Here is a 19,689-nt window from a genome sequence, read left to right on the forward strand (position 1 = left end):
TTTTTCGGGGATTCCGAAGTCAGTCTAGTGAGGCGTTCCTGCCCGGTGGCACCTGAGGCGGCCCACCCCGAAACGGAGGAGCTATGGAGTTCAGGACGGCCGGATCACGTGGTTCGGAGGCGCCGCGGGCCGGAAAGGGCCGAGAATCCTCCCTTTCGCCCGGGGCCGGCTGCCGACCCGACCCCGAGCCGGAGGCGGCGCGAAACGCCTACGCGAGCGGCTTGACCTCGAGCGCCGACGCGTCGGCGGTGTCCGCATTCACGAACGCGAACGACCGGAACCCCGTGGCGGCCGCGCGGTCGAGCACCGCCTTCAGGTTCTTCGCGCGCCGGTCGAGGCGGACGCGCCACCCGCGGGCGACGAGCTCCGACTTGATCGCGACCAGCCGGTCGAGCGGGACCGCCGGGTCGAACACCAGAACGACCGACTCCTGAACGGCGTCCTCCGGCAGCTCGATCAGGTCGACGACGCGCTCGAAGCCGATCGAGAAGCCGGCCGCGGGCACGTCGGTGCCGAGGAACCGCCCGATCATGCCGTCATAGCGGCCACCGCCGCCGACGGAGCTGCCCGACCCCGGGTGCGAAATCTCGAAGATCGTGCCCGTGTAGTACCCCATTCCGCGCACCAGCGTCGGGTCGAAACGCAGGCTGACGCCGGGCGGGAGGGTATCCAGCGCGTGCGCGAGCGCCTCCAGGTCGGCGACCGCGTCGGTGTCCATCCCCTCGGGAAGGATGCTGCTGATCGCCTCGACGGTGAGCTCGACTCCGCCGTCGGCCAGGTGCGGCTCCAGGTCGGCGAGGATGCCGCCGAGAACGGCGGCAGCGTCCGCCCCGCCCTCCGCCAGCTCGGCCACCACGCCCTCCGCACCGATCTTGTCGAGCTTGTCGATGGAGATCAGAACCTGCGGCCAGCGCGTCTCGTCGAAGCCGCAGTATTCGAGCAGGCCGTTGAGGATGCGCCGGTCGTTGATGCGAATGGTGCAGTCCGTCAGCCCCAGCGCCTCGAGCGCCGCGGCGGTCGCGGTGATCAGTTCCACTTCGGCAAGCTGCGTGGGCTCGCCGATGATGTCGATGTCGCACTGCACGAACTGCCGGTAGCGGCCCTTCTGCGGCCGTTCCGCCCGCCACACGGGGGCGATCTGGATGCTGCGGAACACCGGCGGCAGCTCGGCCCGGTGGGAGGCATAGAAGCGCGCGAGCGGAACCGTGAGGTCGAAGCGGAGCCCCAGGTCGGACAGGCCCAGCAGGTCGCCGGAATCGATGGCGGCCGTCAGCGCATCCCCGTCGAGGCCGCGCTTCAGGATGCTGAACGACAGCTTCTCGTTGTCGCCACCGAGCCCCGAGTGCAGGCGCTCCACATCCTCGACCACCGGCGTCTCGATCTCGTCGAAGCCGTGGGCTGCGAAGCTGCGGCGGATCACCCCGAGGGCATGCTCGCGGCGGGCCTTCTCAGCGGGGAGGAAGTCGCGCATGCCGCGGGGCGGGGTGATCGGGGAGGCCATGTCCCGATTCTTCCATGACGGCCCGCATCGCACGCATGCAGCCACCCGCAGGCACCTCCCGCCTCCTCTCGACACCTCCCGGGGGGATCGCGGCGGCTCCGCCCGCGCGCGTAGAATCCGCGTGTTGCCACCCTGATGCCGCGCCGCGTGCGCGGTGCGGTGGTGCCCCCATTGCGGGGCCTGGCATGAGTCGCATTCGTCCGACCACGGCGCTTGCTCGCTGCCAGACACAGAGGTCGACAACGCGTCCACCCGGGACCAGGAGCGCGCCCCCACCAGGCGCCTCACCCGAATGGCGATCGGATGCCAGGGGGACGCGCTGCCGACCAGCTTCCTAATCGAACGGCCCGGGCCGGCGTTCGCCCGTTGACGACTCGGCGTATTAGGTTAGGCTTGCCTAATACGGGCCGATATCACCGAGCCCGACGCCCGAACACATCCCCTCCTGAGGAGAACCATGCCCCGTGCCGCTCGCGTCGCCCCCCGCCGGTCGCGCTTCGCCCTGATCGCCTCCGCGGTCGTCGCCTCCGCCCTCGTCCTCACCGGCTGCAGCGCCGGCGGCTCGGGATCCGAAAGCACGACGGGCGGCGACTCCGGTTCGTTCCCCGTGACGATGAAGAGCGCCCTCGGCTCGGCCGCGATCGACGCGAAGCCGAAGCGCATCGCGACCTGGGGATGGGGCGCTCAGGACATCGTGCTCGCGCTGGGCATCGTCCCGGTCGCCATGCCCTCCTTCAGCTACGGCGGGAACGCCGACGGCGTGCTCCCGTGGGACGCGGACCAGATCAAGAAGCTCGACGGCAGGACCCCGCAGCTGCTGAACGCCGACACCGGCGAGGTCCCCTTCGAGGAGTTCGTCTCGGCACAGCCGGACGTCATCCTCGCCCCGTACTCCGGTCTCACGCAGACCGAGTACGACACCCTCAGCAAGATCGCGCCTGTCGTCGCCTACCCGGAGAAGCCGTGGGCGACGAGCTGGCGCGACCAGACGGCCATCGTCGGCAAGGCGCTCGGCCTCACCGCGGAGGCCGACGCGCTGGTCTCGAAGACCGAAGACTTCGTGACCGCCCTCGCCGCCAAGTACCCGGTGCTGAAGGACAAGAAGTTCTTCTACGCCGCCGCCAACGAGCCAGGCAAGCTGAACGTCTACCGGGCCGAGGACCCCCGCGTCCAGCTGCTCAACGACCTCGGGCTGAAGAACTCCCCCAGCATCGACGCGCTCGACCAGTCGAAGGGCGACGGCAGCTTCTTCTACCAGCTGAGCAACGAGAACCTCTCGAAGATCGACACCGACCTGCTGGTCATGTACTTCGACAAGCAGTCGTCGGTGGATGCGTTCACGGCCGATCCGCTCGTCGCCGCCATGCCGACCATCACGGAGGGGCGTTTCGCTCCGATCGTCGGCGAATCGTTCGTCGCCGCGACCAGTGCCCCGAGCGTGCTCAGCATCCCCTGGATGCTCGATCGCTACGTGCCGGAGCTGGCCAAGGCCGCCGACAAGGTGAAGTAGCGGCGGATGTCGTCGAGCGTCGTCACCTCTGACGCCGGGCGGACGGGGAGCGGCCGTGTGCCCTCCTCGCTCGCCCGGCGCCGCCGGCGTCTGCTGGTGGGGTTCGTCGCCGCCCTCGTCCTGCTGCTCGTCCTGTCCGTGCTGAGTCTCCTGGTGGGCGCGCGGACCATCCCGCCGGCCGACGTCCTGCACGCGCTGCTGCACTACTCCCGAACGGATGCGGACGCGCTGGTGGTCGTCGACAGCCGTCTCCCCCGCACGCTGCTCGGCATCGTGGCCGGCCTCGGCCTGGGGCTCGCCGGAACCGTCATGCAGGGGCTCTCGCGAAACCCGCTGGCCGATCCCGGGATCCTCGGCGTCAACTTCGGCGCCTCCCTGGCGGTCGTGGTCGCGATCGCGTTCGTCGGTGTGACGTCGCCCTCCGGTTACATCTGGTTCGCGTTCGCGGGTGCCGCGCTGGCCTCGGCCCTGGTGTACGCAGTGTCGTCGCTGGGCCGGGAGGGTGCCACTCCCGTGAAGCTGGCCATCGCGGGGGCGGCGGTCTCGGCTGCGCTCGGGTCGCTCATCACGGCGGTGGAGTTGACCAGCCGGGTGTCGCTGGATGCGATGCGGTTCTGGCAGGTCGGCTCGCTGGCGGGCCGGGGCTTCGGCGTCCTCTGGCAGGTGCTGCCGACGCTGACGGTCGGCGCGGTGATCGCTCTCGTCCTCGGCCGCCTGTTGAACGGGCTGGCGCTCGGCGACGACGTCGCCCGCGGCCTCGGCCAGCGCGTCGGCGTGACCCGGGCACTGTGCGGGGTCGCCATCGTGCTGCTCTGCGGTTCCGCCACCGCGGCGGTCGGCCCGATCGCGTTCGCCGGTCTCATCGTTCCCCACATCGCGCGACGCGTGGTCGGCGCGGACTACCGCTGGATCCTCGCCTACTCGGCCCTGATCGCGCCCTCCCTGCTGCTCGCCTGCGACATCCTGGGCCGCGTCATCGCCCCGCCCGGTGAGCTGCAGGTCGGCGTGGTGCTCGCGTTCGTCGGAGCGCCCGTCTTCATCGCGTTGGTGCGCCGCCGCCGGATGGTGAGCCTGTGAACGCGCCCAGCGGGGTGGCCCCGCCCTCGATCACGCACGGCGCCGTCGCCGCCGTCCGCAGCGACCGGCATCGCGGCCGCTCGCGCGCCCTCCGCATCTCGGTCGTGCTCGCCGCCCTCGTCGTGGTGGTCGCGGCCGTCTCGCTCACGCTGGGCGCCGCCTCCGTGGCACCCGCGGATGTGCTGGCCGCGCTGGTCGGACGGGCCGACCGCCTCACGTCCTTCGTCATCCTCGACCTGCGTCTGCCGCGCCTGGTCGCCGGCGCGCTCGTCGGCGCGTGCCTGGGACTCTCCGGCGCCCTCATCCAGTCGGTCGCCCGCAACCCGCTCGCCAGCCCCGACATCATCGGCATCACCGCCGCGGCGAGCGCCACGGGATCCATCGCGCTGATCTGGTTCGGGCTCACCGGACTCGCGCTCTCCGGCGTCGTGCTCGCGGGCACGCTCGCGGCCGCCGCGCTCATCTACGTGCTCGCGTGGCGGAACGGCGTCAGCGGCTACCGTTTCGTGCTGATCGGGATCGGGATCGCCGCGTTCTGCGGCGGTCTCGTCTCGTACGTGCTCACTCGTGCCGACGTCTCCGATGTTCAGCAGGCGCTGGTCTGGATCACGGGGAGCCTGAACTCCGTCGACCCGTCGGCGCTGCTGGTGCTCGCCGCCGGGACGGCCCTCCTGGTGCCGTGCGCGCTGCTGGTCGGCCGACCGCTCGGCGCTCTGTCGCTGGGCGACGACCTCGCCGCCGGCCTCGGCGTACGGCCGGAGCGCACGCGCCTCGCGGTGGTCGCGGTCGCCGTGGCGCTGGCGGCCATCGCGGTGGCCGTCGCCGGCCCGGTGTCGTTCGTCGCCTTCCTGGCCGCACCAATCGCACGGCGGCTCGTCGGCCGCGGGTCGCTCGCGCTCGTGCCGTCCGCCCTGCTCGGCGCGCTCATCCTCGTCGTCTCCGACATCGTCGCCCAGTTCGCGATCCCGGGCGTCGTACTGCCCGTCGGCGTCGTCACCGGCATCGTCGGGGCACCGTACCTGCTCTGGCTGCTCGCCAGAACCAACTCCGTGGGCCGTGGAGGCTGACATGACACCCCAGAGAACGACAAACGCCGCATCGACTCCCGCCGAGACCGCCGAGCTGGCCGCCCGGAACCTGTCGCTCGCCTACGAGGGACGGGTGGTGGTCGACGGGCTGGACCTCGACATCCCGGCCGGTCGGGTGACCGCCATCGTCGGCCCCAACGCCTGCGGCAAGTCCACCCTGCTGCGCGGGCTCTCCCGGCTCCTGCCTCCCGCCTCCGGCACCGTGCTGCTCGACGGCGCCGACATCCACGGACTGCCGACCAAGCGCGTGGCCCAGCGGCTCGGCCTGCTGCCCCAGACACCGACCGCCCCGGACGGGATCACCGTCGCCGACCTGGTCTCGCGCGGTCGGTATCCCCACCAGGGCTGGTTCCGGCGCTGGACGGCGGAGGACGACGAGGCGGTCGCCGAAGCCATGATCGCGACCGCGGTCGCCGATCTGGCGGACCGCCCGGTGGACGAGCTGTCCGGCGGGCAGCGTCAGCGCGTCTGGATCGCGATGGCCCTGGCTCAACGGACCGACATCCTGCTGCTGGACGAGCCGACCACCTTCCTCGACATCAGTCACCAACTGGAGGTGCTCGACCTGCTGCTCGACCTCAACGCCGCGCGCGGCACGACGGTCGTCATGGTGCTCCACGACCTCAACCTGGCCGCACGGTACGCCGGGCATCTGATCGCCATGCGGTCCGGTTCCGTGGTCGCTTCCGGGGACCCGTCCGCCGTCGTGACCGCAGACCTGGTGCGCGAGGTGTTCGGGGTGGAGTCGGTGGTCGCCGCGGACCCTGTCACCGGGACTCCGCTGGTCGTCCCGCTCGGGCGGCACCACACCGCCTAGCGCGGCGGCGGCTGCCCCCCTGCGTCGCGCGTCTGCGGCGTCCTGTCACGTGTGCACCGGGTCGCCCGTGCGCAGTCGTTCCGAGACGCCGCAGTCAGCGGCAAGCCGGCGGGAGGAGGGAGCGGGGGGTCACGCGCTCTCCTGCTCGCGGATCTCCTCCTGCAGGTCGCGCAGCGTCGACCGCAGCGCGCGCTCCGCATCCAGTCCCTGAGCCTTCGCGGACGCGACGATGGCCAGCAGCAGCGGGCCCAGTTCGTCCTCGCTGCCGACCTGGACGCCGCCCTGCTCCTGCAGGTCGAGCAGCCCGACCTTCTCGGCGCGCCCGAGCAGCTTGTCGGCCAGAGCGAGCGACGGCATGCCCTGCGGGATGCCGTCGAGCACGCTGGTGCGCCCGGGCTTCTCCAGCTTCTTGAGGTCGTCCCAGAAGCCGACGACGTCGTCCGCCGTCTCGGCAGTGCGGGCGTCGGCAGCTGCACGGTCGCCGAAGACGTGCGGGTGGCGGCCGACCATCTTGGCGGTCATGTGCTCCGCCACATCCTGGATGTCGAAGTCCTCGCCCGGAGTGTGTGCGGCGATGTCCGCGTGGAACAGCACCTGGTAGAGCACGTCGCCGAGCTCCTCGAGCAGCTCGTCTCGATTACCCGTCTCGATGGCGTCGATCAGCTCGTACGTCTCTTCGATCAGGTACTGCACCAGGGATTCGTGCGTCTGGTCGGCGTCCCACGGACAGCCGTCCGGCGCACGGAGCCGGGCCATCACCGCGACGAGCTCGTCCAGCTTCGTCGCCGTATCCGGAACCACGACGGGACCGACTGTCTCCCCCATGCGAACCTCCTCGCTCTACGCTTCATCCATCCTGCCACCGGCTAGAGTCGTCATGGGTGTGCCGGGAAGTCTGGTCGGCGTCGTTTTCCGTGACCCCTGAGAATGGTGACCCGCATGAGCATCATCCGATCCGAACGCACCGCAGCAGGTCTGCTGCTCGGAGCCGCTGCCCTCGGGCTCCTGCTGGCCAACACCGGCGCGGGCCCGGCACTGCTCGACCTCCAGCACGCCTACCTCGGCACCGGCGCCCTCAAACTGAGCGTCGGACACGTGATCAGCGACGGCTTCCTCGCCATCTTCTTCTTCATCGTCGCCGTCGAGCTCAAGCATGAGCTGGTCGCCGGTGAGCTCAACTCGTTCCAGAAGGCCATCCACCCGGCGATCGCCGCCATCGCCGGCGTCATCGTCCCGGCGGCCGTCTACCTCGTGGTGACCGCTCGCACCCCCTTCGCGGACGGCTGGCCGATCCCCACGGCGACCGACATCGCCTTCGCACTGGGCGTGCTCGCCGTCTTCGGCCGGGGTCTGCCGAACCGGTTGCGGGTCTTCCTGCTCGCTCTTGCTGTGCTCGATGACCTCGTCGCCATCCTCATCATCGCGCTCTTCTTCACCCAGGACCCGAATCTGTGGGAGCTGGCTCTGGCGGCCGTCGTCGTGGCCGCATTCGGGGTGCTCAGCCGTTTCCTGCATGGACGGATGCGCTGGCCGCTCGGTGTGCTGATGGTGCTGCTTGCGGTGCTGGCCTGGTTCCTGGTCTACGACTCCGGCGTGCACGCCACGATCGCCGGAGTCGCTCTGGGCCTGGTCATGGCCCGCCAGCCGGGGGGACGCACTGCCCACGCGCTGCAGCCGTGGAACAACGGACTGATCCTGCCACTGTTCGCCTTCTCGGCCGCCCTGGTGGTCATCCCGGGCGTTGCGCCGTCGGAGCTCTCGCCCGCCTTCTGGGGCATCCTCATCGCGCTCCCGGTCGGCAAGGTGGTCGGTATCTCGCTCGGAGGTTGGCTGGGTTCCTTTACACGGCCCAAGGCCGAGCGCGGGCGCATCAGCGCGCTCGCACTGGTGACCATCGGCGCGCTCGGGGGTATCGGCTTCACAGTGTCACTGCTGATGAACGAGCTGGCCTTCGCGGGCAACGACGTGGTCCGGTCGGAGGGCACACTCGCAGTGCTCCTCGGATCAGCGATCGCGATCGTGCTCTCGGGCATCCTCGTGAGTGCGCTGGCGCGGCAGAACCGGCGGCTGCACCCGCACCCGAACCCGCACCCGCGGTCGCACGGGCCGGCGCACGAAGAGGTTCCGCTTCCGCGGAAGGGCTGACGCCGGTCAGCTCGCCTGCTCGGCCACCGGCTCCTTCTCGGGGAAGAGCGCGCCGAGCAGGTCGGCCACCCACGTGATCAACTCGGAGTCGGGCAGCGCCTCGCCGTTGACCCGCGGCAGTGGCACCGTCGCGACCTTCGGCGCGGCGTGGTACTTCGAGCCCGGGTACATCCGCTGCAGGCGCACCTGCAGCGAGTCCGGCAGGAGGGCCGGCGCCAGCCGGAGGTTGGATCCCATCGCGACGACCTCGCCGAGTCCGGCCTTCTGGGCGGCGCGGCGGAGGCGTGAGACGGCGATCAGGTTCGTCACCGGCTCCGGTGGCTCGCCATAGCGGTCCGTCAGTTCCTCCAATACGAGGTCGATCTGGCCGTCCTTGGAGTTCGGAGAGGCCGCCGTCGACAGCTTCTGGTACGCCTCCAGCCGCAGGCGCTCGCTGTCCACGTACTCCTCGGGGATGTGCGCGTCGACCGGGAGCTCGAGCCGCAGCTCGGTCTGCCCCTCGGCGACCTCGCCGCGGAACGTCGAAACGGCCTCCCCGATCATCCGCAGATACAGGTCGAATCCGACCCCCGCGATGTGGCCGGACTGCTCGCCGCCGAGCAGATTGCCCGCTCCGCGAATCTCCAGGTCTTTGAGGGCCACCTGCATGCCGCTGCCGAGGTCGTTGTTCGCCGCGATTGTGGACAGGCGGTCGTGCGCTGTCTCGCTGAGCGGCTTGTTCTCGTCCCACAGGAAGTACGCGTAGGCCCGTTCGCGACCACGGCCGACGCGCCCGCGCAGCTGGTGCAGCTGGCTGAGGCCGTACTTGTCGGCCCGGTCGATGATGATCGTGTTCGCGTTCGAGATGTCGAGCCCGGTCTCGATGATCGTCGTCGAGACGAGCACGTCGAACCGGCGCTCCCAGAAGTCGACGACCACCTGCTCCAGCGCGTGCTCGTTCATCTTTCCGTGCGCGACGCCGATGCGCGCCTCGGGCACCAGCTCGGCCAGCTTGGCCGCCATGCTCGTGATCGAGCCGACGCGGTTGTGCACGAAGAACACCTGGCCCTCGCGCAGCAGCTCGCGCCGGATAGCCGCGGCCACCTGCTTGTCCGAGTACGGGCCGACGAAGGTGAGGATCGGGTGCCGGTCCTCCGGCGGGGTCGCGAGCGTGGACATCTCCCGGATGCCGGTCACCGCCATCTCCAGCGTGCGCGGGATGGGCGTCGCACTCATCGCGAGGATGTCGACGTTGGTCTTGAGCTTCTTCAGCGCCTCCTTGTGCTCGACGCCGAATCGCTGCTCCTCGTCGATGATGACGAGCCCGAGGTCTTTGAAGGAGACGCCGTCGGCGAGAATGCGATGGGTGCCGATGACCACATCCACCGTGCCGTCGGCCATGCCGCGGAGCGTCTCGCGGGCCTCCTTGTCGCTCTGGAACCGGCTCAGCTGGCGCAGATGGATGGGGAAACCGGCGAAGCGCTCCTGGAACGTCTCCGCGTGCTGTTTCACCAGCAGCGTGGTCGGGACGAGCATGGCGACCTGCTTGCCGTCCTGGACGGCCTTGAAGGCGGCGCGGATGGCGATCTCCGTCTTCCCGAAGCCGACATCGCCGGAGATGAGGCGGTCCATCGGGATCGGCCGCTCCATATCGGCCTTCACCTCGTCGATGGTCTGCAACTGGTCGGGGGTCTCGGCGAAGGGGAAGGCCTCCTCCAGCTCGCGCTGCCACGGGGTGTCCTGCCCGAAGGCGTGGCCCTTGCTCGCCATGCGCGCCGAGTACAGCTTGACCAGTTCCACGGCGATGTCGCGGACAGCACGACGCGCGCGGCCCTTGGCCGCCGCCCAGTCGCTTCCGCCCATCTTGGAGAGCTGCGGGGCCTCGCCGCCGACGTACCGTGTGAGCAGGTCGAGCTGGTCGGTCGGGACGTAGAGCTTGTCGCCCGGGTAGCCGCGCTTCGACGGCGCGTACTCGAGCACGAGGTACTCGCGCTTCGACTTGACCGCATTGCGCCCGCCGCTGGAGACCTCCCGCTGGGTGAGCTCGACGAACTTGCCGATGCCGTGCGTCTCGTGCACCACGTAGTCGCCGGGCTTGAGCGCCATCGGGTCGACAACGTTCTTGCGCCGGGTGGCGAGCTTCTTGACCTGACGGGAGTCGTACCCGATCGTGCGGCCGTAGAACTCGGCCTCGCTGACCAGTGCGAGCTTGATGCCGGGCAGTTCGAAGCCGTGCTCCGCAGTCGCCTTGAGCAGGTAGGCGACGCCCGGCTCCGGATCGGCGGGAAACTCCTCCACGGGCCGTGCCGGCAGTTCCGACTCGGCCAGAACGTCTGCCGCGCGCTCGACCAGTCCGGCGCCGGCGGCGACGATGGCGACCTGCCAGCCGTCGCGCAGACGGGCACGCACGTGATCGACGGCGCCCGACACATTGCCCTGGAAGCTCGGCACGGCCTCCGCGTGGATGCGCACCTGCAGGTGCTCCTCCAGCTCGCGCTCCTCCGGCAGGACGTCGTTGGCCTGGAAGCCGCTCATCGTCCACCACGGATGGTCCGGGTCGGGGACCCCCGGCCGGCTGAACTTCACCGAGTCCTTCAGCTGCTGGAGCGTCATGAAGTCGCCCGCGGCGAGGTCGATCGGCGCGGCGGCGCCGACGGTCGCGGCCGTCCACGCTGCGGAGAGGAACTCGCGGTTCGTCTCGGCGAGGCTGACCGCGCGGGATGCCACGCGCTCCGGTGACAGGACGGCGACGGCCACGCCTTCCGGGAGGTAGTGCGTCAGCGGCACCAGCCGGTCGACGAGCGCTGGAGCCAGCGACTCCATCCCCTCGACCGGGATGCCCTCGCCGATCTTCGCCAGCATCGCCGACAGGCTCGGGAACTCGTGCTCCATCTCGCGGGCGCGCTGCCGGACCGACTCGCTCAGCAGCAGCTCGCGGCTGGGCGGGAGGGCGACCGAAGGGATGGGTTCGGGGAGCGACCGCTGGTCGGCCACCGAGAAGGCGCGGATCTGATCCACCTCGTCGCCGAAGAAGTCGACCCGGTACGGGTGATCGGCGGTCGGCGGGAAGACGTCGAGGATTCCGCCGCGGACCGCGAACTCGCCGCGCCGGGTCACCATGTCGACGCGGGCGTAGGCCAGATCGACGAGCTGCGCCGCCAGCCCGGCGAGGTCGAAGCCGCGCCCGCCGGTCCGGAGGTCGAGCGTCGCGTAATCCGTCAGGTTGTCGGCGAGGGGCTGCAGCGCGGCACGCACCGAGGCGACGAGGATGAACGGCGTGCTTCGGTCGCCATCGGCCCAGTCGGTGAGACGGCGGAGCGCGGTCAGTCGCTTTCCGACGATCTCGGCGCTCGGGCTGAGGCGCTCGTGCGGGAGGGTCTCCCACGCCGGGAACTCGACGACCTCGGCATCCGGCAGCAGGCAGGGCAGCGCGCCGCGGACCGACTCGGACTCGCGGCCGGTCGCGGTGATCAGGAGCACGGCCTGCGGTCCACCCTGCCCGGCGCGGCGGCGGAGGAGGCCCGCGAGGAGCGGCGCGCGCAGTCCGTCTGTCAGCGAGAAGTCGGCGTCGCGCGCCGCGTGCGAGAGTGCGTCGCTGAACGAAGAATCGCGCGAGAGAGCGTCGACCAGACCCTGGAGTATCACTCGGACGATTCTACGTGGGGCCGCTGACAGTTCCAGGGGGTGACTGCGGAGAACGGGGTCAGATCCAGCCGTCGAGCGCCCGCATGAACCCGTCGTGGTCGTCACGGTTGATGACGTGGCCGGAGCCGGGCACGACGCGCACCTGGAACCCCTGGTCACGAAGCAGCTCGGCCTGCTCGGGCCGCACCAGCCGCGAGTCGTCGGCGAGGATGACCAACGACGGCACCGTCATCACCTCGGGCGCCCGCATCGCGGCCGGGGTCAGCACGACCGGCAGCACGGCACGGTCGAACGCCTTGAAGGTCGCGACCTCGATCGCGACGTCGGCCGGATCCCAGCGCGGATTCCGCTTCGCGATGCGCGTCGCCGACTGCCGCGCCAGGGTGCGGAGGAAAGCCGGCGCGAGCCACCGCTGGAACCCGTTCGTGGCCGGGCACGAGAACGCCGGGTCGACGTAGACCACCCGCTGGGGCTCGAGCCGCTCGATGGCGAGGCTCACGGTCAGACCGCCGAGTGAGTGGCCCATGACCAGCTCCGGACGCGTCGGGACCGTGTCGACGATGTCCTGCGCCATGAGCTCGGCCGAGTACTCGGCCGCGCGGCGGCTGTGGCCGTGGCCGCGCAGGTCGACCGCGATCACGTGGTAGCCGTGGGATGCGAGCACCGGCCCGACGCGACGCCAGTTGCGCGAGTCCGACATCACTCCGTGGACGAGGACGGCGTAGCGGTCACCATCGCCCCACTCGCGCGAAAACAACTTCATAGCGGTCACGGTACGCGTGGCCGCTGGCCGACGGCAGGGCACTTGCTTCGCTTCCGCTGAGCATCCATCGCCGGGGGTGCAGATTCGTCACGAATGCGCGAAAAGCGCACCCGAGAGCGCACATTCGCCACGAATGTGCGGGGGTACGGGCGTCAGCGCGCGTGGAACCGGTTCTGCGCCGGGGTCAGGCCCTCGGCCGCGATCTGCTCGACCGCGTCGGCCGCATCCGCGACCAGGATCGGCAGGTTGGTGCGCTCGGCGGCCGAGAAGGCCTTGAGCACGTGGTCCGCCGCGCCCGAGGAACCGGGCGGACGCCCGACGCCGACACGCACGCGGGCGAAGTCTCCGGTGCCGATCGCGGCCATCACGTCCCGGACGCCGTTGTGGCCGCCATGGCCGCCGCCGTGCTTGAGGCGGATGGTGTCGAACGGGATGTCCAGCTCGTCGTGCACCACGATCAGCTGCGACGGATCGAGCGAATAGAAGCGCAGGAGCTGCGCGACCGGACCGCCGGACACGTTCATGTACGTATTCGGTTTGGCGAGGACGAAACGCGGGCCGCCGGGGGTCAACCGACCCTCGGCGACCGTCGCGTTCGTCTTGTGGGACTTGAAGGTGAGGCGGCCGCGCGAGGCGAGCTCATCCAGCACCATCTGACCCACGTTGTGACGCGTGTTGGCGTAGCCGGGCCCGGGGTTGCCGAGCCCGACTACCAGCCAGGGCCCGTCAGGCTGCCCGGTCGGCGCAGTGTGACGGGGTTCCATAGCGGGTTGTTACTCCGCGGCGGATTCCGCAGCGGCGGCCGCCGCCACCTCGGCGTCGGCCTCCTCGTCGGCGCGCGAGGCGGCCGGGACGACGACGTTGAGGATGAGGAGGTCCTCGTCCTCCGCCAGGACGGCGCCGGCCGGAAGGTCGAAGTCCTTGGCGTGGTACTGCGTGCCCTCGGCAGCGTCGGTCACGTCGATGACGATCCGCTCGGGGATGGCGGTGGCCTCGACGTCGAGCTTGATGGTCGAGATCTCGAGCACGGCGATGGTGCCGGAGTACGGCTCGCCCTCGACGTGCACGGGTACCTCGACGCTGACGCGCTCGCCGCGACGCAGGACCACGAGGTCGAGGTGCTCGATGATCTGCGACACCGGGTCCTTCTGAACGTCCTTGACCAGCGTGAGCTGGCTGGTGCCCTCGATGTCGAGGTCGAGGAGTGCGTTCGCCTTGCGGAGCAGCAGGGAGACCTGGTGGCCCGGGAGGGTGACGTGGATGGGGTCGGATCCGTGGCCGTAGATGACCGCGGGGATCTTGCCGACGGCGCGGATCTTGCGCGCCGCGCCCTTGCCGAAGCTCTGGCGCAGCTCGGCTGCGACCTTGTTGGACTCGTCTGCCATGATGTCTCCTCGCCGGCTCGTGCCGGCTGTCAGGCGAGCCGCGAGGCTCGCAGTGTGTGGTGTTGTTCGACTCGAACGCATCGAAGTGCGCGAGGAAAGACTGCGAAGCCTGCTCCACCGCGTCGATCACGGATGCCGAAGCATCCCTCGCCGAAGTTCAGTTAGTCAGTCTAGCGGACGCTCGGGCTTACGGCTGCCGCGATGGTCGACGCCAGCTGTTCGGGGGCTCCGCCGACGTCGAGCCGGATGCCGGCCTCATCCTGCTGGAGCGGCTCCAGGGTGGCGAGCTGCGAGTCGAGCAGCGAGACGGGCATGAAGTGTCCGGGGCGCGCGGCCATGCGCTCAGCGAGCAGTTCGCGCGAGCCGTCCAGCTCGGCGAAGGCGGTCCCCGGCGCTTCAGCACGGATGAGGTCGCGGTACGCACGCTTCAGGGCCGAGCACGCCACGACCACTCCCTCCGGCGCCGTCCCGGCGAGCGTCTCCCCGACGATGCGCAGCCAGGGTCCGCGATCCTCGTCGGTGAGCGGCACGCCCGACGCCATCTTGGCGACGTTGGCCGGCGGGTGCAGAGCGTCCCCGTCCACGAACGGGACACCCAACTCGGCCGCCAGCCGCTCCCCGACCGTGGTCTTGCCCGACCCGGACACGCCCATCACCACGACCTGCACACGGTCCACGCCGTCTCCTTCGTTCATCGCGCGACCGGCATCCCCACCGAACTCGTCGCCGGGGGCCAGCATTTCACACGGCTGCGACGACTCGTCGCGGCGGGGCGCCGTCAGGCGACGGCCACGGTGCGCGTGCGGGCCTCCACCGCACGCAGGTAGGCCAGATCGTCCCGCGTCCGTTCCTCGAGCGGCAGCTCGGTCGAGAAGTCCTCGCAGGTGACCCAGCCGTCGTAGCCGAAGGCGTGAAGTGCACGGAAGTACGCGTCGACATCCCCGGTCCCCGTCCGCAGCGGCGCCCACTCGTGGTGCCAGCGGACGGTGCCGTCCTCCTCGGGCTCCCCCGGCAGCCAGGCCACGTTCTTGACATGCACGTGGGCGAGGTACGGGCCGAGCAGCTGCAGCGACGCCAGCGTCTCCTCCCGCCCCTCGATGACCAGATTCCCGAGGTCGTGGATGACGCCGACATGCTCCGGGTCGAGCCCGTCCAGGATTCGGAAGGCGGCGGACGCGGAGGGCGTGATGGTCTCGTGGTGCAGCTCGACGAGCGCCTTCACGCCGTGGTGCGCGGCGCGCTCGGCCGCCCAGTCGAGGTCGCGGCGGGCGCCGCGGAACAGCTCGCGGTACTCCCCCGCGTCCGTGCGCGGCATGGTGACGCGCACCTGCCGTGCACCGAGGCGCGCCGTGGCGGCGAGCAGCCGCTCGACACCGTCATGGTCGTCGCAGCGCGCGTAACCCCCGAGTCCGGAGTACTCCAGCCCGCTCTCGCGGGTGATACGGGCGATCTCGTCAAGGGAGTCCTCGAGACCGGTGAGCGGCCAGGTGGCGCGGTTGCCCGACCAGAATCCCGGGGCCTCGGCCTGGCTCTGGTCGGTGATCCGCCACTCGACGCCCTCCCAGCCCTGGGCGGCGATGATCCGCGCCGCCTCCTCGGGCGTCCATTCCGGTGTGGATGCGGTGAAGATCGAGAACCTCATGCGCGCGCTCCTGACGTGACGGGTCCGGTGGATACGACGACGTCGTCGAGCTCGCCTGACAGCACCTCGTCGATACGGACTGGACGGCCCAGGGTCGCGGAGAGGTACACGGCCCGGACCACGCAGAGCGAGACGTAAGCGTCTTCGACCCGAACACCCGGGGGCCGTCCCTCGTCGATGGCGTCGACGATGTCCTCGTATTGCCGCAGGTGCCCGACCACGAAGGCGTCGGACCCGCGGTCGCCGCCGCGCAGCTCCTCGGCCGCGACGACCTCGCTCGCACGGTCGCGGGCGTCCCTGTCGGCCGCGAAGAACTCCAGCTGGTCGTCGTGGATGACGGCGGAGCCGCCGTCCCCGTGCACCTGCAGGCGAACCGCAAGGCCCGGGAAGGCCGCGGTCGTCGCGTGCAGCACCGCGAGCGCACCCGACTCGAACCGGATGGTCGAGACCGCGATGTCCTCGACCTCGACGCGCTCGTGGGCGAGGAGCGCGGTGTGCGCCGAGATCTCGACCGGTGCCCCGAGGAACCAGACCAGCAGGTCGACCGTGTGGACGCCCTGGTTCATGACGGCGCCGCCGCCGTCCAGGTCCCAGGTCCCCCGCCACTGGCCGGAGTCGTAGTAGTCCTGGGTCCGCCACCAGGCGACGGACGCCAGCCCGCTCGTGATCCGACCGAAGCGTCCCGTGTGGGCGGCCTCGGCCACGACGACCGAGGACGGGTCGAAGCGGTGCTGGCTGATGACCGAGACGACCAGACCGTCGCGCTCCGCCCGCCGGGCCAGCTCCAGGATCTGGCGAGCCCGGCGCATGTCGGTGTCCAGCGGCTTCTCGATCACGACGTGCCGTCCGGCGACGATCGCCTCCTCGGCGACGTTCACGTGCAGTCCGCTGGGCGTGCAGATCACCACGATGTCGACAGGAGCTCCCGCCAGCGCGGCGGTGAGCGACGCGAACACGGCCGGACGCTCGCCGGGCCCGTCGGCCGCGACCAGATCAGCGAGCGCCTCGGCCGCCCCGGGCACCGCATCCACGAGCGCTGCGATGGTGAGCCGAGGATGTCGCAGGATGGCGCGGGCGTGGTTCACGCCGATGATGCCGCACCCGACGATGGCCACGGCGAGCGGGGTGCGGGCGTCTGAAGCGGCGGGTTGGTCCGTCATGCGAGGGTGACTCCGATCCGGTCGGTCAGGGTGCGGAACGCGCGGGCCGCGCGCCCGAAGGCGGCGGGTCCGGAGAAGCCTCCGAGTGCGTCCGCATCCGTCAGGTGGGGTTCGAGCGAGGCGAAGCCGGTGTAGCCGTCGTCGCGCAGCGCGGTGAGGGTCAGCAGCACCTGCCCGTCGCCCTCCCCCGCGGGCATGACCTCGCCCGTGGCGGACAGCGCATCCTTCACCTGCAGGTACTCCAGGTGCGGACGCAGGGCAGCGTACCCGTCGTCGAAGGGATGCGCGACGCCCACCTGGACGAAGTTGGCGCTGTCCCACGCCAGACGCAGCGCGGGCGATCCGACCGACTCGACGAGGTCGAGGCAGCGCTCGGGGGTGTCGCCGTAGATGTCCTTCTCGTTCTCGTGCAGCAGCACCACATCCTCCGTCTCGGCGAGCTCGGCCAGCGCCCGCATCCGGACGAGCACGTCGTCGCGGATCGACTCGACCGGGACTCCTCCGGCGCGGAAGAAGCTGAAGAGACGGATGTACCGCGCGCCGAGCGCATGGGAGGCGGCGATCGCGCGACCGAGACGCTCCACCTCGTGCTCGACCGGGAGCGTGACGTCGACCTTGCCGACGGGCGACGCGATGGCGGAGACGCCCATCCCGCGCTCCGCGAAGAGCCGCGCCAGGCCGTCCAGTTGATCTGCAGCGAGGTCGATGATGTTGACGCCCCAGGCGCTGCGCACCTCGATCTGGTTCGCGCCGAGGGCCTGCAGCACCGCGACCTGGATGGCCGGGTCCGGGTCGATCTCGTCGCCGAAGCCGGACAGGGTCCACGTCGTCATGCCATTCCTCCTGAGGTCGCGGCCGCGGCGGCCGGGCGAACCGCCCACGCCCCACGGCACCACGCTACGCTGGAGTGCACTGCTCGATTCTTGCCACCCGCGGGAGAGCTGACCCCCGACTAGATCCCGTCGTGGCGGACGGCCCTGTCCGCTGCGGCACCACGAAGGAGCATTACGTGTCTCAGGAAGCAACCGCGAACATCGGAGTCGTCGGACTGGCGGTGATGGGGTCCAACCTCGCCCGCAACCTCGCCTCCCGCGAGGGGAACACGGTCGCCGTGTTCAACCGCACCTACGCCCGCACCGAAGAACTGGTGAACGCGCACCCGGAGGCCGGATTCGTCTCCGCCGAGCAGATGGACGACTTCGTCGCTTCGCTGTCGAAGCCGCGCACCGCGATCATCATGGTGCAGGCCGGCAAGGGCACCGACGCCGTCATCGACCAGCTGGTGGAGCGGTTCGAGCCGGGAGACATCATCGTCGACGGCGGCAACGCGAACTTCCACGACACCATCGACCGCGAGAAGCGCATCGCACCCACGGGTATCCACTTCGTCGGCGCCGGGATCTCCGGAGGCGAGGAGGGCGCGCTGAACGGGCCCTCGATCATGCCGGGTGGATCGGTCGAGTCGTACGAGACGCTGGGCCCGATCCTGGAGTCCATCGCCGCCGTCGCCGAGGGCGAGCCCTGCGTCACCCACGTCGGCACCGACGGTGCCGGCCACTTCGTCAAGATGATCCACAACGGCATCGAGTACGCCGACATGCAGCTCATCGCCGAGGCCTACGACCTGCTCCGCACCATCGGCGGGCTGTCGCCGGCCGAGATCGCCGACGTGTTCGCCGAGTGGAACAACGGCTACCTCGAGTCGTACTTGATCGAGATCACGGCCGAGGTGCTGCGCCAGGTGGATGCGGAGACCGGAAAGCCGTTCATCGACATCGTCCTCGACCAGGCGGGTTCCAAGGGCACCGGCGTCTGGACAGTGCAGAACGCGCTCGACCTGGGCGTCCCGGTCGGCGGCATCGCGGAGGCTGTGTTCGCCCGCGCGGTGTCGTCGAAGCCGAACCAGCGCGCGGCCGTGCAGGCGACCATCCAGTCGCGTCCCGAGGTGCAGAAGGCGGCCGACGTCGCCGCGTTCGCCGATGACGTGTCGAAGGCGCTGTACGCCTCCAAGGTGGTCGCGTATGCGCAGGGCTTCGATGCGATCATCGCCGGCGCCGAGAAGTACGGCTGGGACATCCACAAGGACCGCATCGCCAAGATCTGGCGCGGCGGCTGCATCATCCGCGCCCAGTTCCTGAACCGCATCGCGGACGCATACGACGAGAACCCCGACATCTCGACCCTGCTGGAGGCGCCGTACTTCGCCGACGCGGTGCGCGAGGGCGAGGCGGCCTGGCGCCGCATCGTATCCACCGCGGCGCTTTCGGGCGTCCCGGTCCCCGGCTTCGGCTCGGCGCTGTCGTACTACGACTCGCTCGCCTCGAAGCGCCTCCCGGCCGCCCTGGTGCAGGGCCAGCGCGACTTCTTCGGCGCCCACACATACAAGCGGGTCGACAAGGACGGCGTCTTCCACACCCTGTGGTCCGGCGACCGCACCGAGATCGCCACCGAGTCCTCCTCCCACTAGCCGCCGAGGCGCACGCCCCACCATCGAGTCCGCAAAGACTGCACGCTGATCACCCGATCGGCGTGCAGTTTTTGTGTACTCGACGGCGTGAGCGCGAGAGGATGGGGTGGTGACGTACGACGACCATCCTGAGCTCGCGGAGTATGAGCCGCTCGGCGAGCGACCGCTCCGCGGGCGCGGGATGACGGTCGCGAGTCGGGTCTTCGTGATCGTGGCGCTCGGCGCGCTGCTGCTGCCTGGCATCCTGCTGACCATCAGCATCCAGACCCAGACGGCCGACTACACCTGCGCTGTGTACGCGCGCCAGTACCAGCCGGATGCGGTGGACTCGTCAGCGCGCTTCGAGCTGTTCGGACCACTCGGCCCCGGGTGGCAGTGCTACGCCCTCAACACCGAGGGCGACGCGGCGTGGGTGGCGCCGCTGGGCCTCATCCCGTCGGCGCCGCACCGGTTGCCGTAGGCGCCGCCGAAACGCGGAAAAGGGAGGACATCGGGCCGGCGTGCGGCGGG

Annotated in this window: 17 protein-coding genes; 7 read left to right on the forward strand and 10 right to left on the reverse strand. The window is 70.3% G+C overall.

Annotated features, from left to right (window positions below; genetic code table 11):
- Positions 1-208 precede the first annotated feature (208 nt).
- A complete protein-coding gene (gene hisS, locus AB4Y74_RS11155) occupies positions 209-1,501 on the reverse strand; it encodes a histidine--tRNA ligase (RefSeq protein WP_441799149.1) in 1,293 nt (430 codons plus the stop codon).
- Between the two features lie 457 nt (positions 1,502-1,958).
- On the opposite strand from hisS, the gene AB4Y74_RS11160 reads away from it, so the two are divergent.
- The 4 genes from AB4Y74_RS11160 to AB4Y74_RS11175 are packed head-to-tail and all read left to right on the forward strand — an operon-like array spanning position 1,959 to position 5,993.
- On the forward strand, positions 1,959-3,011 hold the full coding sequence (locus AB4Y74_RS11160; protein WP_441799150.1) for an iron-siderophore ABC transporter substrate-binding protein: 1,053 nt from the start codon (positions 1,959-1,961) through the stop codon (positions 3,009-3,011).
- A 6-nt stretch (positions 3,012-3,017) separates the two neighbouring features.
- A complete protein-coding gene (locus AB4Y74_RS11165; RefSeq protein ID WP_441799151.1) occupies positions 3,018-4,088 on the forward strand; it encodes a FecCD family ABC transporter permease in 1,071 nt (356 codons plus the stop codon).
- Complete coding sequence (locus AB4Y74_RS11170) at positions 4,085-5,155, forward strand: FecCD family ABC transporter permease (RefSeq protein WP_441799152.1); 1,071 nt, start codon at positions 4,085-4,087, stop codon at positions 5,153-5,155. Before AB4Y74_RS11165 ends, AB4Y74_RS11170 begins: the two co-directional genes overlap by 4 nt.
- 1 nt (position 5,156) lies before the next feature.
- On the forward strand, positions 5,157-5,993 hold the full coding sequence (locus AB4Y74_RS11175) for an ABC transporter ATP-binding protein (protein WP_441799153.1): 837 nt from the start codon (positions 5,157-5,159) through the stop codon (positions 5,991-5,993).
- Positions 5,994-6,122: 129 nt separating this feature from the next.
- On the opposite strand, the gene AB4Y74_RS11180 is transcribed toward AB4Y74_RS11175, so the two are convergent.
- Entirely contained in the window at positions 6,123-6,818 is a 696-nt protein-coding gene (locus AB4Y74_RS11180) for a MazG family protein (RefSeq protein WP_441799154.1), read from the reverse strand.
- A gap of 114 nt (positions 6,819-6,932) precedes the next feature.
- On the opposite strand from AB4Y74_RS11180, the gene AB4Y74_RS11185 reads away from it, so the two are divergent.
- Positions 6,933-8,138, forward strand: coding sequence for a Na+/H+ antiporter NhaA (locus AB4Y74_RS11185; protein WP_441799155.1), 1,206 nt, complete (start codon positions 6,933-6,935; stop codon positions 8,136-8,138).
- A gap of 6 nt (positions 8,139-8,144) precedes the next feature.
- Here the strand turns inward: AB4Y74_RS11185 and mfd are convergent, their stop codons facing one another.
- The 8 genes from mfd to AB4Y74_RS11225 all read right to left on the reverse strand — a co-directional run bounded on the left by mfd (position 8,145) and on the right by AB4Y74_RS11225 (position 17,545).
- On the reverse strand, positions 8,145-11,762 hold the full coding sequence (gene mfd, locus AB4Y74_RS11190; protein ID WP_441799156.1) for a transcription-repair coupling factor: 3,618 nt from the start codon (positions 11,760-11,762) through the stop codon (positions 8,145-8,147).
- 58 nt (positions 11,763-11,820) lie between these two features.
- Positions 11,821-12,525, reverse strand: a complete 705-nt coding sequence (locus AB4Y74_RS11195) for an alpha/beta fold hydrolase (RefSeq protein WP_441799157.1) — start codon at positions 12,523-12,525, stop codon at positions 11,821-11,823.
- 152 nt (positions 12,526-12,677) lie between these two features.
- Positions 12,678-13,289, reverse strand: coding sequence for an aminoacyl-tRNA hydrolase (pth, locus tag AB4Y74_RS11200; RefSeq protein WP_441799158.1), 612 nt, complete (start codon positions 13,287-13,289; stop codon positions 12,678-12,680).
- 9 nt (positions 13,290-13,298) lie between these two features.
- On the reverse strand, positions 13,299-13,910 hold the full coding sequence (locus AB4Y74_RS11205) for a 50S ribosomal protein L25/general stress protein Ctc (protein WP_441799159.1): 612 nt from the start codon (positions 13,908-13,910) through the stop codon (positions 13,299-13,301).
- A 170-nt stretch (positions 13,911-14,080) separates the two neighbouring features.
- Positions 14,081-14,587: a gluconokinase gene (locus AB4Y74_RS11210; RefSeq protein ID WP_441799160.1), complete on the reverse strand. Its 507-nt coding sequence runs from the start codon at positions 14,585-14,587 to the stop codon at positions 14,081-14,083.
- 101 nt (positions 14,588-14,688) lie between these two features.
- Entirely contained in the window at positions 14,689-15,552 is an 864-nt protein-coding gene (locus AB4Y74_RS11215; protein ID WP_441799161.1) for a sugar phosphate isomerase/epimerase family protein, read from the reverse strand.
- Entirely contained in the window at positions 15,549-16,712 is a 1,164-nt protein-coding gene (locus AB4Y74_RS11220; RefSeq protein WP_441799162.1) for a Gfo/Idh/MocA family protein, read from the reverse strand. Before AB4Y74_RS11220 ends, AB4Y74_RS11215 begins: the two co-directional genes overlap by 4 nt.
- Entirely contained in the window at positions 16,709-17,545 is an 837-nt protein-coding gene (locus tag AB4Y74_RS11225) for a sugar phosphate isomerase/epimerase family protein (RefSeq protein ID WP_441799163.1), read from the reverse strand. The genes AB4Y74_RS11220 and AB4Y74_RS11225 overlap by 4 nt, the downstream gene beginning before the upstream one ends.
- A gap of 176 nt (positions 17,546-17,721) precedes the next feature.
- On the opposite strand from AB4Y74_RS11225, the gene gndA reads away from it, so the two are divergent.
- Both gndA and AB4Y74_RS11235 read left to right on the forward strand, forming a co-directional pair.
- Positions 17,722-19,179, forward strand: a complete 1,458-nt coding sequence (gene gndA / locus AB4Y74_RS11230) for an NADP-dependent phosphogluconate dehydrogenase (protein WP_441799164.1) — start codon at positions 17,722-17,724, stop codon at positions 19,177-19,179.
- Between the two features lie 109 nt (positions 19,180-19,288).
- Positions 19,289-19,639 carry a hypothetical protein gene (locus AB4Y74_RS11235; RefSeq protein ID WP_441799165.1) on the forward strand — a complete coding sequence of 117 codons (351 nt, stop codon included), beginning with the start codon at positions 19,289-19,291 and terminating at the stop codon, positions 19,637-19,639.
- Positions 19,640-19,689: the final 50 nt, after the last annotated feature.

The sequence above is a fragment of the Leifsonia sp. RAF41 genome, from assembly GCF_052114085.1.
Classification (GTDB): Bacteria; Actinomycetota; Actinomycetes; order Actinomycetales; family Microbacteriaceae; genus Leifsonia.

Excerpts from the sequence above, each read along its gene's own strand:
- hisS (WP_441799149.1), bottom strand. The coding sequence starts at position 1,501 with ATGGCCTCCCCGATCACCCCGCCCCGCGGCATGCGCGACTTCCTCCCC.
- AB4Y74_RS11160 (WP_441799150.1), top strand. The coding sequence starts at position 1,959 with ATGCCCCGTGCCGCTCGCGTCGCCCCCCGCCGGTCGCGCTTCGCCCTG.
- AB4Y74_RS11165 (WP_441799151.1), top strand. The coding sequence starts at position 3,018 with ATGTCGTCGAGCGTCGTCACCTCTGACGCCGGGCGGACGGGGAGCGGC.
- AB4Y74_RS11175 (WP_441799153.1), top strand. The coding sequence starts at position 5,157 with ATGACACCCCAGAGAACGACAAACGCCGCATCGACTCCCGCCGAGACC.
- AB4Y74_RS11180 (WP_441799154.1), bottom strand. The coding sequence starts at position 6,818 with ATGGGGGAGACAGTCGGTCCCGTCGTGGTTCCGGATACGGCGACGAAG.
- AB4Y74_RS11185 (WP_441799155.1), top strand. The coding sequence starts at position 6,933 with ATGAGCATCATCCGATCCGAACGCACCGCAGCAGGTCTGCTGCTCGGA.
- AB4Y74_RS11195 (WP_441799157.1), bottom strand. The coding sequence starts at position 12,525 with ATGAAGTTGTTTTCGCGCGAGTGGGGCGATGGTGACCGCTACGCCGTC.
- pth (WP_441799158.1), bottom strand. The coding sequence starts at position 13,289 with ATGGAACCCCGTCACACTGCGCCGACCGGGCAGCCTGACGGGCCCTGG.
- AB4Y74_RS11205 (WP_441799159.1), bottom strand. The coding sequence starts at position 13,910 with ATGGCAGACGAGTCCAACAAGGTCGCAGCCGAGCTGCGCCAGAGCTTC.
- AB4Y74_RS11215 (WP_441799161.1), bottom strand. The coding sequence starts at position 15,552 with ATGAGGTTCTCGATCTTCACCGCATCCACACCGGAATGGACGCCCGAG.
- AB4Y74_RS11220 (WP_441799162.1), bottom strand. The coding sequence starts at position 16,712 with ATGACGGACCAACCCGCCGCTTCAGACGCCCGCACCCCGCTCGCCGTG.
- AB4Y74_RS11225 (WP_441799163.1), bottom strand. The coding sequence starts at position 17,545 with ATGACGACGTGGACCCTGTCCGGCTTCGGCGACGAGATCGACCCGGAC.